The organism is Streptomyces caniscabiei (assembly GCF_014930365.1).
GTDB classification, from domain to species: domain Bacteria; phylum Actinomycetota; class Actinomycetes; order Streptomycetales; family Streptomycetaceae; genus Streptomyces; species Streptomyces caniscabiei.
Genome location: NZ_JABXWI010000024.1, coordinates 59,951 through 73,298, shown reverse-complemented (window position 1 = coordinate 73,298; position 13,348 = coordinate 59,951). Strand labels below are relative to the sequence as shown.

11 protein-coding genes are annotated in these 13,348 nt (G+C 70.3%); 4 read left to right on the top strand and 7 right to left on the bottom strand.

The annotated features are described in order from the left end of the window. Positions 1-104 precede the first annotated feature (104 nt). On the top strand, positions 105-1,565 hold the full coding sequence (locus tag HW837_RS41835; protein ID WP_045560318.1) for a cation:dicarboxylate symporter family transporter: 1,461 nt from the start codon (positions 105-107) through the stop codon (positions 1,563-1,565). Between the two features lie 100 nt (positions 1,566-1,665). Here HW837_RS41835 and HW837_RS41830 read toward each other — a convergent pair whose 3' ends face one another. After that, entirely contained in the window at positions 1,666-2,121 is a 456-nt protein-coding gene (locus HW837_RS41830; protein ID WP_060885662.1) for a MarR family winged helix-turn-helix transcriptional regulator, read from the bottom strand. 158 nt (positions 2,122-2,279) lie between these two features. Here HW837_RS41830 and HW837_RS41825 point away from each other — a divergent pair, with 158 nt between their 5' ends. Together HW837_RS41825 and mltG are read left to right on the top strand one after the other, a co-directional pair. Further along, positions 2,280-4,118, top strand: a complete 1,839-nt coding sequence (locus HW837_RS41825) for an ABC transporter ATP-binding protein (RefSeq protein ID WP_045560320.1) — start codon at positions 2,280-2,282, stop codon at positions 4,116-4,118. A 43-nt stretch (positions 4,119-4,161) separates the two neighbouring features. Next, the gene (gene mltG / locus HW837_RS41820; protein ID WP_045560321.1) at positions 4,162-5,049 is read left to right on the top strand and encodes an endolytic transglycosylase MltG; all 888 of its coding nucleotides are present in this window, start codon (positions 4,162-4,164) and stop codon (positions 5,047-5,049) included. A 158-nt stretch (positions 5,050-5,207) separates the two neighbouring features. Here the strand turns inward: mltG and HW837_RS41815 are convergent, their stop codons facing one another. Further along, positions 5,208-6,284 (bottom strand): NAD(P)-binding domain-containing protein, encoded by a 1,077-nt coding sequence (locus HW837_RS41815; RefSeq protein WP_093789972.1) that lies wholly within the window; start codon positions 6,282-6,284, stop codon positions 5,208-5,210. Between the two features lie 201 nt (positions 6,285-6,485). On the opposite strand from HW837_RS41815, the gene HW837_RS41810 reads away from it, so the two are divergent. After that, the gene (locus tag HW837_RS41810; RefSeq protein ID WP_093789971.1) at positions 6,486-6,908 is read left to right on the top strand and encodes a secondary thiamine-phosphate synthase enzyme YjbQ; all 423 of its coding nucleotides are present in this window, start codon (positions 6,486-6,488) and stop codon (positions 6,906-6,908) included. 1,208 nt (positions 6,909-8,116) lie between these two features. On the opposite strand, the gene HW837_RS41805 is transcribed toward HW837_RS41810, so the two are convergent. The 5 genes from HW837_RS41805 to HW837_RS41785 all read right to left on the bottom strand — a co-directional run bounded on the left by HW837_RS41805 (position 8,117) and on the right by HW837_RS41785 (position 13,292). Further along, a complete protein-coding gene (locus HW837_RS41805) occupies positions 8,117-9,388 on the bottom strand; it encodes an Nramp family divalent metal transporter (RefSeq protein WP_045560324.1) in 1,272 nt (423 codons plus the stop codon). A 178-nt stretch (positions 9,389-9,566) separates the two neighbouring features. Beyond that, positions 9,567-10,295: a GntR family transcriptional regulator gene (locus HW837_RS41800; protein ID WP_045560325.1), complete on the bottom strand. Its 729-nt coding sequence runs from the start codon at positions 10,293-10,295 to the stop codon at positions 9,567-9,569. A 105-nt stretch (positions 10,296-10,400) separates the two neighbouring features. Then, positions 10,401-11,147: an alpha/beta hydrolase gene (locus tag HW837_RS41795; RefSeq protein WP_093789970.1), complete on the bottom strand. Its 747-nt coding sequence runs from the start codon at positions 11,145-11,147 to the stop codon at positions 10,401-10,403. Next, positions 11,140-12,225: a maleylacetate reductase gene (locus HW837_RS41790; RefSeq protein WP_045560326.1), complete on the bottom strand. Its 1,086-nt coding sequence runs from the start codon at positions 12,223-12,225 to the stop codon at positions 11,140-11,142. Before HW837_RS41790 ends, HW837_RS41795 begins: the two co-directional genes overlap by 8 nt. 110 nt (positions 12,226-12,335) lie before the next feature. Continuing rightward, positions 12,336-13,292: a VOC family protein gene (locus HW837_RS41785; RefSeq protein ID WP_045560327.1), complete on the bottom strand. Its 957-nt coding sequence runs from the start codon at positions 13,290-13,292 to the stop codon at positions 12,336-12,338. Positions 13,293-13,348: the final 56 nt, after the last annotated feature.

The window sequence follows — 13,348 nt, the reverse complement described above, 5'->3', positions numbered from 1 at the left end:
CTCTGCGAAACACGGCGGTCTTCCCCGCGAGCGACGACTCCCCGATAGTGATCGACGCGGAAGCGCTTTTCCGCATGACAGAAAGTCCCCTCGGAGGAGTGCCCGTGCCGCAGTCCGTACCGTCCCTGCCGCGACGCGTCGCACGCATGCTGCGTACCTCATTGTTCGCGCAAGTCGGAGTCGCGCTTGTGCTCGGAATCGTCGTCGGAAGGTTGTGGCCCGACGCGGCCACGACCTTCCAACCGCTCGGCGACGGTTTCATACGGCTCATCAAGACCGTCATCTCGCCGTTGGTCTTCTGCGTGGTCGTCGTCGGCATCGCCAAGGCCGGCAATCTGAAGGCGTTCGGGCGGATCGGGCTCAAGGCCCTGATCTGGTTCGAGATCGCCTCGACGGCCGCGCTGCTCATCGGTCTGGTCGCCGCCAACGTCTTCGGTCCCGGCTCCGGCATGAACGTCGACCCCTCGAAGCTCGACACCTCGGCGGTCGACGCGAAGACCGCCGGTGGTGAGCTGCCGACGACGAGCGAGTTCATCCTCAACGCGCTGCCGCAGAGCGCGATCGGCGCGTTCGCCGAGAACGCGTTGCTCCAGGTGCTCGTGCTCGCGTGCCTCACCGGTGCCGCGCTGCTGCACCTCGGCCACACCAAGGTGCCCAAGATCCTGCCCGCCATCGAGCAGGCCCAGGAGGTCATCTTCGCGATCGTCGGCTTCGTCATGAAGCTGGCCCCGCTCGCCGTGTTCGGCGCGATGGTCCACCTGGTCGGTGAGTACGGCCTCGGCGTGATGAAGACCTACGCGAAGCTGATCATCCTCTGCTACGCCGTCGCCGCCGCGTTCCTGGTGCTGCTGGGCGTCGCGCTGAAGCTGATGACCGGACTGAGCCTGTGGAAGTTCGTCCGCTACACACGGGCGGAGATGCTGCTCGCCCTGGGCACCGCCTCCAGCGAGTCCGTGATGCCGCGCATGATGCAGAAGCTGCGGCAGGCCGGTGCGCGTGACGACGCCGTGGGTCTGGTGCTGCCCACCGGGTACTCCTTCAACCTCGACGGCGCCTCCATCTACCTCTCCATCGGCACGCTGTTCATCGCGCAGGCCGTGGGAGTGGACCTCAGTCTCAGCCAGCAGATCACCGTCGTCCTGGTCCTCATGCTGACCAGCAAGGGCATGGCGGGCATCCCCGGGTCGGCCTTCCTCGCACTGTCGGCGACCGCCTCCTCCCTCGGCGCCATCCCGGCCGGCGCCGTCGCCCTGCTCCTCGGCGTCGACCGCATCATGGACTCGATGCGAGTCGTCACCAACCTCCTCGGCAACTGTGTCGCCGTCTTCGCGGTGTCGAAGTGGGAGGGCGCCCTGGACACCGACCGGGCGAAGAAGATGCTCGACGGTGAGATCGAGTTCGTGGAGGAAGAGGACGAGCCCGGGAGGACCTCTGCGAAGGCGGAGGACCAGCGCGGGGACACTCCCGCGGAGGCGGCGGACCAGCCCGGTGACGCTCCTGCGGACGCGGTGGCTCCGCCCTTCTCCAAGGCGGAGGCCAAGGAGACCTCGTCCGGAGTGAGTTGACCCTGCCGGCTGACGTCCTCACTCCTCCCCTCGTCCGTATGTGAAGGCCCGGCGCGGTAACCGCGCCGGGCCTTCACTCATGGGACGTGGGCATCGGCGCTCAGCAGCGCCGCTCCGCCGTCGGCGCCCCGTCGACCAGCGTGTCGAGCAGGCCTTCGAGCACTCCCCGCTGATCGTCCGACAGCGGCGCCAGGATCTCCTCCGCCGCCGAGCGGCGCGCGTGGTGCAGCTCCCGCAGGACCTTGAGGCCCTCGTCCGTGACCTCTATCCGGATCACCCGCCGGTTGGTGGGATCGGGTGCCCGGCGCACCCGCCCGCTCTCCTCCAGCGCGTCGACCAGGGTCGTCACGGCTCGGGGCACGACCTCCAGCCGCTCCGCCAGATCCGCCATCCGCGGCGGCTTGTCGTAGTGGGCGAGGGCGCGCAGCAGTCGCGACTGCGCCGGGGTGATCTCCAACCCGCTCTGCTGGAGGTGGCGCTTCTGGATGCGGTGCACACGGCGGGTGAGCCGCAGCAACTGTTCGGCGAGCAGTCCGTCGGCGTCGGGGTCGGTCATACCGGGAACAATATCAGGACGATGTTCATTGTGAGTATAGGTAACAATGAGCTAGGCTCCGCAAGCCTCCGAAAGTCCCGGCCGCACACAGCACACGGCACGGCAACCGAACTGCACCGAACCGCACTCAACATCCGTCTCACCTCCCGTAGGAGCCCATGCATCCCCACCACGAACCCACCTGGGCGCCCTCCGCCGACGCGCGCGAACAGCCCCGACAGGTGCGCCGCATCCTCAAGCTCTTCCGCCCCTATCGTGGCCGGCTCGCGATCGTCGGCCTCCTCGTCGGCGCCGCGTCGCTCGCGTCGGTCGCCACGCCCTTCCTCCTCAAGGAGATCCTCGACACCGCGATCCCCGAGGGCCGCACCGGGCTGCTGAGCCTGCTGGCCCTCGGCATGATCGTCAGTGCCGTCCTGACCAGCATCTTCGGTGTTCTCCAGACACTGATCTCCACGACCGTCGGTCAGCGTGTCATGCACGATCTGCGCACCGCCGTCTACGGCCGGCTGCAGCGGATGTCGCTCGCCTTCTTCACCCGGACCCGCACCGGCGAGGTGCAGTCCCGCATCGCCAACGACATCGGCGGCATGCAGGCGACCGTCACCTCCACAGCCACCTCCCTGGTGTCCAACACCACCAGCGTGGTCGCGACGGTCGTCGCGATGGTCGCCCTCGACTGGCGCCTCACCGTGGTCACCCTGCTCCTGCTGCCGCTCTTCGTGTGGATAAGCCGCCGGGTCGGCGACGAGCGCAAGAAGATCACCACCCAGCGGCAGAACCAGATGGCCGCCATGGCCGCGACGGTCACCGAGTCGCTCTCCGTCAGCGGCATCCTGCTCGGGCGCACCATGGGCCGTGGCGACTCGCTCACCAAGTCCTTCGCCGAGGAGTCCGAGGGGCTCGTCGACCTGGAGGTCAGGGCCAACATGGCCGGGCGCTGGCGCATGGCCATCATCACCGTCGTCATGGCCGCGATGCCCGCCGTCATCTACTGGACCGCCGGCATCGCGTTCCAGTTCGGCGGCCCGTCCGTCTCCGTCGGCACGCTCGTCGCCTTCGTCTCGTTGCAGCAGAACCTGTTCCGGCCGACCGTGAGCCTGCTGTCCACGGGCGTGCAGATCCAGGCCTCGCTCGCCCTCTTCCAGCGCATCTTCGAGTACCTCGACCTGCCGATAGACATCACCGAGCCCGAGAACCCGGTCCACCTCGACCGGATCAAGGGTGAACTCCGCTTCGAGAACGTCGAGTTCCGCTACGACGCGACATCGCGCCCGATCCTCGACGGCATCGACCTGACCGTTCCGGCGGGCGGCAGCCTCGCCGTCGTCGGGCCGACCGGTGCGGGCAAGTCGACCCTCGGCTGCCTGGTGCCCAGGCTGTACGACGTCACGGGCGGCCGGGTCACCCTCGACGGGATCGACGTACGCGACCTGGACTTCGACACGCTGGCCCGGGGCATCGGCGTCGTCTCGCAGGAGACGTACCTCTTCCACGCCTCCGTCGCCGACAACCTGCGCTTCGCGAAGCCGGACGCCACCGACGAGGAGCTGCACGCGGCCGCGCGGGCGGCCCAGATCCACGACCACATCGCGGCCCTGCCCGACGGCTACGACACGATCGTCGGCGAACGCGGCCACCGCTTCTCCGGCGGGGAGAAGCAGCGTCTGGCCATCGCCCGCACCATCCTGCGCGACCCTCCGGTCCTCATCCTCGACGAGGCGACCAGCGCCCTCGACACCCGTACCGAGCACGCGGTGCAGGAGGCCATCGACGCGCTCTCCGCCGACCGCACCACCCTCACCATCGCGCACCGGCTCTCCACCGTCCGCGGGGCCGACCAGATCGTCGTGCTCGACTCCGGGCGCGCCGTCGAACGCGGTACGCACGAGGAACTGCTGGAGAGCGACGGGCGGTACGCGGCCCTGGTCCGGCGGGACGCTCGGCTGAAGCCCGGTCGGGAAGTGGCCAAGGTGCCGAAACTGGAACCGACAAGATGAAGATATGCCGGGTTTGAGGTGATATGCGGGTTACCGTGCCCGCATGCAGATGAACACTCCGCCACGGAGCACGATTCGACTGACGCGTCGGGGCCGGGCCGCCCTCATCGCGGCCGGGGCCGTCGTGGCGGCCACCGCCGTGGCGGTGCCGCTGCTGAGCGTGGGGGGCGGTGACGGCGCGGCCGAGCGCCCGGCGTCCCTGGTGATCCCGGAAGGCTGGCGCTCCGGCCAGGTCTACGAAGCCGTCGACAAGGCCCTCGCGCTGCCCGCCGGATCCACCAGGAAGTCACTGTCCAAGGCCAAGCTGTTGCTGCCCGAGGACGCCGAGGGCAACCCGGAGGGCTATCTCTTCCCGGCGACCTATCCGCTGCGGGAGAAGTCGACCCCCGAGTCCCTGCTGGCGGCCATGGTCGAGACCGCCAACAAGAAGTTCAACGGCGGCCAGGTCACGGCCGGGGCCCAGCGCAACGCGATGAACGTCTATCAGGCGGTCACCATCGCGAGCATCATCCAGGCCGAGGCGGCCACCGAGCAGGACATGGGCCGGGTGGCCCGGGTCGTCTTCAACCGCCTCGAACGCGGGATGCCGCTGCAGATGGACTCCACCATCAACTACGCGCTGAACCGCTCCACGCTGAACACCACGGTCGACGACACGAAGATCGACAGCCCGTACAACTCGTACCGGCGCATGGGCCTGCCGCCGACGCCGATCGCCAACCCGGGTGAGGCGGCGATGCGCGCCGCCGTCAACCCGACGGAGGGCGACTGGCTGTACTTCGTCACGGTCAAGCCCGGCGACACCCGCTTCACGGCGAACTACCAGGAACACCTGCGCAATGTCACCGAGTTCAACCAGAACCGCCGGAAGGCGTCACCGGAGGCCGGGGCGGGCAGCGGATCGCCGTCGTCGTCACCGGCGACCGGCTGACGCATCGGTGGCTGGCTGAGGCGCGATCAACTTTTCCGGGTCCATTGGCCTTGCCGGTCCTGCCGGTCAAGGCTCGGGACGCCAGACGGGGCCGGTTCGGGACGCGTCAGACCGTGGCCGGTTCGGGACGCGTCAGACCGTGGCCGGTTCGGGACGCGTCAGACCGTGGCCGGTTCGTTCGTCAGGAGTCGGCGGATGTCCCGTACCGCCGTGCGGCCGGCGCGGTTGGCGCCGATGGTGCTCGCCGAGGGGCCGTACCCGACCAGATGGACGCGCGGGTCGGCGACCGCGCGGGTGCCGTCGACGCGGATGCCGCCACCCGGCTCGCGCAGCCGCAAGGGGGCCAGGTGGTCGACGGCGGCGCGGAAACCGGTCGCCCAGAGGATGACATCGGCGTCGGCACGGCGGCCGGCGTCCCACTCCACGCCGTCGGGGGTGATCCGGTCGAACATCGGCAGCCGGTCCAGAACGCCGTCCGCGACGCCCTGCCGGATCGCGTCGTTGAGCGGCAGCCCCGTCACCGACACGACACTCCGCGGCGGCAGCCCCTGCCGCACCCGCTCCTCCACCAGGGCGACCGCCGCCCGCCCGGCGCCCTCGTCGAACGGTCCCTCGCGGAACACGGGCGCACGCCTGGTCACCCAGGTCGTCGCGGCGGCGTACGGCGCGAGCTCCAGCAGATGCTGCGTCCCGGACGCGCCCCCGCCGACCACGACCACCCGCAGTCCCGCGAACTCCTCGGGGCCCGCGTACTGGGCGGTGTGCAACTGCCGCCCCCGGAAGGTCTCCTGGCCGGGGTAGCGCGGCCAGAACGGCCGGTCCCATGTGCCGGTGGCGTTGATCAGCGCCCGCGTCGACCACGTCCCGTCCGAGGTCTCGACGAGCAGCCGCCCGCCCTCGCCCTCACGCACGGTCCGGACGTCCACGGGACGCCGTACCCGCAGGTCGAAGGTGCGTTCGTATGTGTCGAAGTACTCCCGGACGACCTCGGCAGACGGTCGCGCCGGATCGGCCCCCGTCAGCTCCAGGCCCGGCAGCGCGTGCATCCCGTGCACCTTGCCGAAGGTCAACGACGGCCAGCGGTACTGCCAGGCGCCGCCCGGCCCGGGGGAGTGGTCCAGCACCACGAAGTCGTGCTCCGGCAGGTAACCGGTGCGGCGCAGGTGATGGGCGGCGGCCAGACCTGCCTGACCGGCACCTATGACAACCACTTCGACCTCACGCGTGTCGTTCACGCTTCTCCCAACGGACAGGAGACGCCGGATCTTCCCGCGCCGCGCACGACGCAGCCGCCTGGCCGGGTGGTCGTACCCCTCGCAACGGGCGGGCCACCGATTACAACTCCCCGATTACAACTCCCCGCTTACGCCTCCCCGCTCACGGCTCCGCGTCCACGGCTCCGCGTCCACGGCGTCCCGGTGCGCGAGGATGGAGTCATGTCCGATGCCTTCACCACCCGAGTCCTGAACATCGCCTCCGGCTCCCGCGAGCGGGTCGTCGACCTCACCCACGACTGCGAGGCGTTCCTCCGCGAGGCGGCGGTCGGCCGGGACGGTCTGCTCAACGTCTTCGTCCCGCACGCCACGGCCGGCATCGCCATCATCGAGACGGGCGCCGGCAGCGACGACGACCTCCTCGCCGCCCTGCGCACCCTGCTGCCCGCCGACGACCGCTGGCAGCACCGCCACGGCACCCCCGGCCACGGCCGCGACCATGTCCTCCCCGCCTTCGTCCCACCCCACGCCACCCTCCCGGTCCTCGCCGGACAACTGGAGCTGGGGACCTGGCAGTCGGTGTGCCTGGTGGACACCAATAAAGACAATGTCAACCGTCAGGTTCGACTGAGCTTCCTGGGCTGAGCAAGGTCGTCCTGGGCGCGGCCGATCTCCGTACCTTGCTTGTTCGAAACGGAGATGTCTTGCTGTCGGGATGAAACTCGCCACGTCGTCACCAGAGCGGCAACGCGAGGACGTGCTGACCGCCGCCGCGTCTGTCGGGGCCACATCATTGGCTGGGCCGACTATGAGGAGGTGTCCGGCGCCACCGACACGATGACCCGGCCGAAACTGGGCCCGTGGCTCGCGACGAGAGGGGTCCGTACGGCGGGTTGGCGGCCGCAACCGTGGACCGGCTCGGCCGCAACGTCGTGGAACTGCCTGAACACCGGCTACAAGTTGCTTGCGGGGCGTGCCGGTCAGCTCGGGGTGCTGCAGGTCGGGGAGCGTGAGGGGGCGAGAGTCCTTGGCTGACCATCCGCGTTGCCGGGGCAGGCCTGGGCCCGGTTGATGATCTGCGGGGTGGAGCGCTGCCCCCTGGCGTTCAGCCGCTACGGAGATCGTCGTGGGCCCCCGCACCGGAACGCGTAGCGCTCGACGCACCCCGGGCGGGGCCATAGCCTCCGCACGTCTTGTTCGGCACACGGACCGTTGCGGCCGCTTTCGCCTGTACTGCTGGAGTCGAGGGAGAGGGGGGCGGGGGATCGGCGGCATGGCCGCGGCTGAGGACCGGCGCACGCTCGGCTGGTTTTGCGTGCCGGGCGGGGCCGCCGACGGCGCGGCGGCCGGGGTCAGGAGTCGTCGGGGGTGGAGTCGGTGATGCCGAAGAGGCGCGGCTACCGAGCAGCAGAGGCGCGGCTACCGAGCAGCTACGTCCGGGTTTCGTACGCCGTCGTCCGAACTCCCCTGAGATAAGGCCCGCACTTCCATGACGGCCCGAACACGATCTGCTCGGCGACCGCGACGTACCCGCCGAGGCGTCCTGGGGCAAGGCGGCCCATGCGGTCGGCCAGGGTTCGAGGACGAGGCGGCACGCTGACGCCAGGCCACCGCGGCCGAGGCGGGTCGCGATACGCCGACGCCGCCCGTCAGGCCCCGGTTCAGATCAACCGCGGGCGCTGATGCCCCCGGCCGCAAGGCCCGACATCATGGTTGCCCTCGCACAGGCCGGCCAGCAGCGGCCGCTCGATGCGCGGCTGGGCGACGGTGTGGGGGAGGCCGCCCGGCCGGGTGTCAAGGGCGTCGGACTCCGTCCGCCTGACAGCGGACCGGCGGGGCCCGACGCCTTGACCTCAGCCGAAGAAGACCTGCTGCAGCAGATAGATGTTGATACCGGAGATGAGCAGAGCCGCCACCCACCCCACGAAGGTGGTCACGGGCCGGTTGACCAACTCTCCCATCAGATCCCGGCGGCGGCTGATCAGCACCAGGGGGATCAGCGCGAACGGGATGCCGAAGGAGAGCACCACCTGCGACGCCAGCAGGACCTTGTCCGGCGACATGCCGAGCGCGAGGACGACCAGCGCGGGGGCCATGGTGATGGCCCGCCGGAGGAACAGGGGGATCCGCATCCGGAGGAAGCCCTCCATGATGACCTGGCCGGAGTAGGTGCCCACGCCTGAGGACGAGAGGCCGGATGCCAGGAGCGCGGCGGCGAAGGCGAGCGCGGCACCGCCGCCGACGAGACGGTCGAAGCCCTGGTGGGCGCTGCCGAGACTGCCGTCGAAGTCCCCGGCGGCACCGTGGAAGACGGCGGCCGCGACGCAGAGCATCGAGAGGTTGATCAGTCCGGCCAGGCTCAGGCCCAGCGTGGTGTCGACGCGCAGGGTGCGCAGGGCACGCTTGCGCTCGGCCGGGCCCTCGGGCGCCTGCCGCTGCGCGGTGAGGGCCGAGTGCAGATAGATGACGTGCGGCATGACCGTCGCACCGATGATGCCGATGGCCAGCACCACGGAGTCGGTGCCGTGGAAGGCCGGTGTCATCCCCGCAGCCAGCCCCGAGGCGGACTGGCCGCCGGCGGCGACGAGGGTGTACGCGAAGCCCAGGGCGATGATTCCGAGCAGGAAGACGATCGCCAGCTCGAAGGGACGGTAGCCGCGCCGCTGGAGGGCCAGGATGGCGAAGCTCACCACGGCGGTGATCAGCGCGGCGGGCAGCATGGGCACGCCGAAGAGCAGATAGAGACCGATCGCCGCGCCCACGAACTCCGCCAGGTCGGTGGCCATGGCCACGACCTCGGCCTGCGCCCACAGTCCCACCACGACCGGGCGGCGGAAACTGTCCCGGCACAGCGTCGGCAGGTCACGTCCGGTGGCCAGACCGGTCTTGGCCGACAGGTACTGGATGAACATGGCGACCGCACAGGCCGAGACGAGGACCCAGACGAGCAGGTAGCCGTGCCGGGCTCCCGCCTGGAAGTTGGTGGCGAAGTTGCCGGGGTCGACGTAGGCGACGGCGGCGACGAAAGCGGGCCCGTAGAAGGCGAGTCGGCGCCGGCGGACGGCTCGACTGAGGACCGGGTTCTGGGTGAGGGGCGGGGCTGCTGCGGAGGTGCCGGTGCTCATCAGAGGGCTCCTGCGAGTCGGGAAGGGGGAGCGGGTACGCATGCCGACACCGACGGACAGACGTCACGTCAGACCGTGTGTGCGTATTATTGTCATACAATACTTGCGAGCGTGAGTCCGAGCAATGGAGTGGGATCAAAGGAGTGGGATCAAAGAGATTCGGGCCCTCGGGCCGCGCTCAGTTCAGCGCGGTGCCGGGCTCGGGGCCGCCGAGGGCGGCCAGTGCCCGGAAGCCCGCTTCGTACGAACGGTCCACATGCGTGGCGCAGGCGAGGACGGCCCGTTCGGCGTCGCGGTCGGCCAGCGCCTCGTAGACGGCGCGCAGTTCGGCTCCCGCGGCACGCGCACGGCCGGGCGAGCACAGGGAGGCACACATCAGCACGATGATCCGCGCCCGCAGTTTCGCCAGGGCGTCCAGCGTGACCATGACGCCGGCGGCACGCAGCAGCAGTCCGTAGAAGTTGTCCCGTGCCTGGAGCAGGGCCGACGGGTCCGGCGGGAGCTCCGCCAGGTCCTCGAACTCCATCAGGGCGCCGTGCAGTGCCCTCAGCTGCGAGTCGGAGGCGTGTGCGACGAAGCGCCGCACGGTGACCTCCTCCAGGGCGCGCCGGACCTCGTCGATCTCGGCGGCTTCCTCCGGCGAGGGCACGCCCACCACGCATCCCTCGTCCACGGTGGTCAGCCAGCCCTGGTCGCACAGGTCACGGAGGGCCTGTCGTACCACGCTCCGCGAGACGCCGGTGCGTCCCACGACGAGGTTCACGTCGAGCCGCTGCCCTGGAAGGAGCCGTGACCAGCAGATGTCCTCGCGCACCGTCCGCAGGACGCGGTCCCTGGAGTCGGCCATCACCGAGGCCGACTCCAGGCGCGAGTGGGGCTTCCTCGCCCACGAGCCTTCGTGCTCCACGGCAGCGAGGCTACGGCCGGCTCGTCATACAATCAATGCCTTGTGTGGCGCGATTTCGCCGTATGCGCCCGTACGGGGCGTCGGGGGCGCTCGCCGCGGTCGTCGTCACGGGGCGGGACGGCTCTCGCTCGGGTGCGCGCTCTGCGTGACCACCTCGGCCCGCTCCAGCAGGCGCGTGCGCAGCATACGCCGCAGACGGACGACCGAGTCCTCGTTGAGGTGGTGCAGCGGGTCGTCGTACGTGGTCAGCTCGATCCTCGCGCCCAGGGAAGCCAGGGCGCCGGCCGTCCGCTCGGCCCGCACGAGAGGGACAAACTCGTCCTCCTGCGCGCACAGCAGCACGATCTCGGTGCCGGGCAGGCCGCTTTCCGGTCGCGCGGGCCAGGGCTTGGCCACCGGCCCGAGATGGCCGCCGGTGTGCAGGAACGCGCCGGCACACGACGGCTGGTCCCGCAGCAGGTACTCGGAGAGCAGGCAGGCTCCCTGGGAGAAGCCGAACAGCACCACGTCCCGTGCGGCCCAGCCCATGCGTTCCAGGTCGGCGAGGTGGGTGCGTACCGTGTCGAGGGCATGGTCCAGGTGCGGCTGGTTCTCCTCCAGCGGTGCCAGGAAGCCGCGCGGATACCAGGTGTCGCTGTCGGCCCCCGGGACGACCCAGGCCACGCCCGGGAGGTTGACCCGTTCGGCCTGCTCCACCATGAAGCCCGGGCCCTGCCCGCGCCCGTGCACCGCGTAGACCACCAGCCCGGCCCGGTCGAGGGGCGCGCCGCGCAGCAGTGGTGGGCGCGCCAGGTGCGGGTTGTCGGGCGCGGTGGTGAAAGCCGTCGTCTCGGTCCCGGGCGTCTCAGGCATCTCGGACCGCCTCGCTGTCTCGTGGTGGCTCCCCGGCCCAGGCACGGGTGAGCAGGTCGGTCAGTTCCTCGGTGCCGACCGGGACGGGGTTGTCCTGCGGCACGTACGGCAGGATCAAGCCGGCCGCCTCGGGGATGTCCTCGCGGCGCATTCCGTGGTCGGCCAGTGCGCGCGGGGCGTCGAGCGTCTCGCGCAGCGCGTTCAGACCGCTGACCGGCGTAGAGCTGCCCAGAGCGGCGGCGATCCGGTGGGCCGCGTCCGGCGCACCCGGCGCGTTGAGCTGCAGCACATAGGGCAGCACGGTGGCGTGGGTCTGGGCGTGCGGCAGGTCGTACGCCCCGCCCAGCACATGACAGATCTTGTGGTGCAGCCCCGAGCCGGCGGAGGCGAAGGCCACCCCGGACAGGTAGCAGCCGTACAGCGTGGCGTCCCGTCCGTCGATGTCGTCCGGGTCCCGGACGATCCGGCGCAGCCCGTCCGCGACGGCCCGCAGGCCCTCCATCGCGAAGGCCTGGTTGACCGGATTGGTCCTCGGGGCCCACATCGAGTCGACGCAGTGGGCGATCGCGTTGAGTCCGGAGGCCACCGACAGTCCGACGGGCAGCGACAGGGTGAGTTCGGAGTCGTAGACCACGGCGACCGGGAGGACGGCGTCGTCGACGCCGGTGGTCTTGCGGGCGGCCTCCGTGAGTCCCCAGACGTTCGTGGCCTCGGAGCCGGCGTACGTCGTCGGCACCGCGACGATGGGCAGGCGGGTGGTGAGCGCGACGGCCTTGGCCAGTCCGGTCGTGGAACCGCCGCCCACGCAGACGACGAGGTCGGCGTCGCAGGCGGAGGCCGCGGCGCGGGCCGCCTCGGCCTGCTCCACGGGTACGTGTGGCCGGACGTCGGTGTGCCGCAGCACCACCGGGAGGTCCGCCGTGACGCGGTCGGCGATCGCGGATTCGGCCGGCGCGGCGATCACCATGACTCGGCGGGCGCCCAGGCGGTCGGCCTCCGCGGCGAGGTTGCGGGCGGCACGGCCGTACCCGAAGAGGACGCGTTGGCCGAGCGTGATGTTCTCGAAGGTGAGGCTCACTGTTCGTTCCTGTCGGGGACGGACGGGGAGGGCGGTGCGCGCCGGGGCCCGGGCGTGATGGGTGCGCCCGGGCCCCGGGCGGATACGGGAGAGCGGAGGGCGGGGGACCGTCAGTCGGTCGTGACCGGCTCCAGACGGGCGAGGATGTCGTCCCGCTCGCTCTCGAACTGCGGCGGCAGCATGAAGTTCTTGCCGAGCTCCTCGGGAGACTCGTCGCAGTCCCAGCCGCCCTCGTCGTCGGTGACCGCCAGCTCGAACAGGGCGCCGCCCGGAGTCCGCACGTAGTGGGACTTGAAGTAGGTGCGGTTCTTCAGCTCGGAGATGTCGGTGTAGCCGGCGCCCTCGATCTCGAACTTCACCGCGTTCTGGTTCTCCAGGGTGTCGAGGTTCCAGGCGAAGTGGTGGTAGGTGCCCGCGCCGTAGCGCCAGGTGCCCTGCTCGTCGGAGCGGTTCCCGCGCAGCTCGATGAAGTTGCCGTACTCCTGGGTGCCGGCCTGGAAGGAGGCGAGGTCGCCGTCCTCCTCGACCTTGCCCTGGGAGAAGAAGGCCTCGTTCCCGAAGTCGACCATGCGGTCCTGGTCGTACACGTGGATGCCCATGCCGTGGATGCCGTGGACGGCGGCCTCGGGGGACACGCCGTTGCCGGAGAAGCCCTCGCGCGGGTCGTTCTCGTTGCCGACCAGGACGTACTCGATGCCGGAGGGGTGGAGGAAGGCGACCCGGCCCCGGCCGAGGGCCTCGAAGCGCCTGGCCTCGATGTCGTGCTCGCCCAGCCGCTTCACCCAGTAGTCGAGGGAGCCGGCCGGAACGGAGAGGAGAACCTCGCGCGCCTGGTTGGTGCCCCGCTTGCCGTACAGCCCCGCCTGGGCCCACGGGAACGTGGTCACCACGGACGACGGGTCGCCGTTGGCGTTGGAGTAGTAGAAGTGGTAGATCGGCGTCGAACCGTCGTACAGCACGGTCTTCTTGATGAAACGCATGCCCAGGACTCGCGTGTGGAAGTCCACGTCCTCCTGCGCACCACCCACGGACAGCGTCACGTGGTGGGAGCCGACGAGATACGTCATAGCTCGGGTCTCCTTGTCTGGTAGTGCCGTGCCGGAAGTGAAGCTTTCAGCAGGGC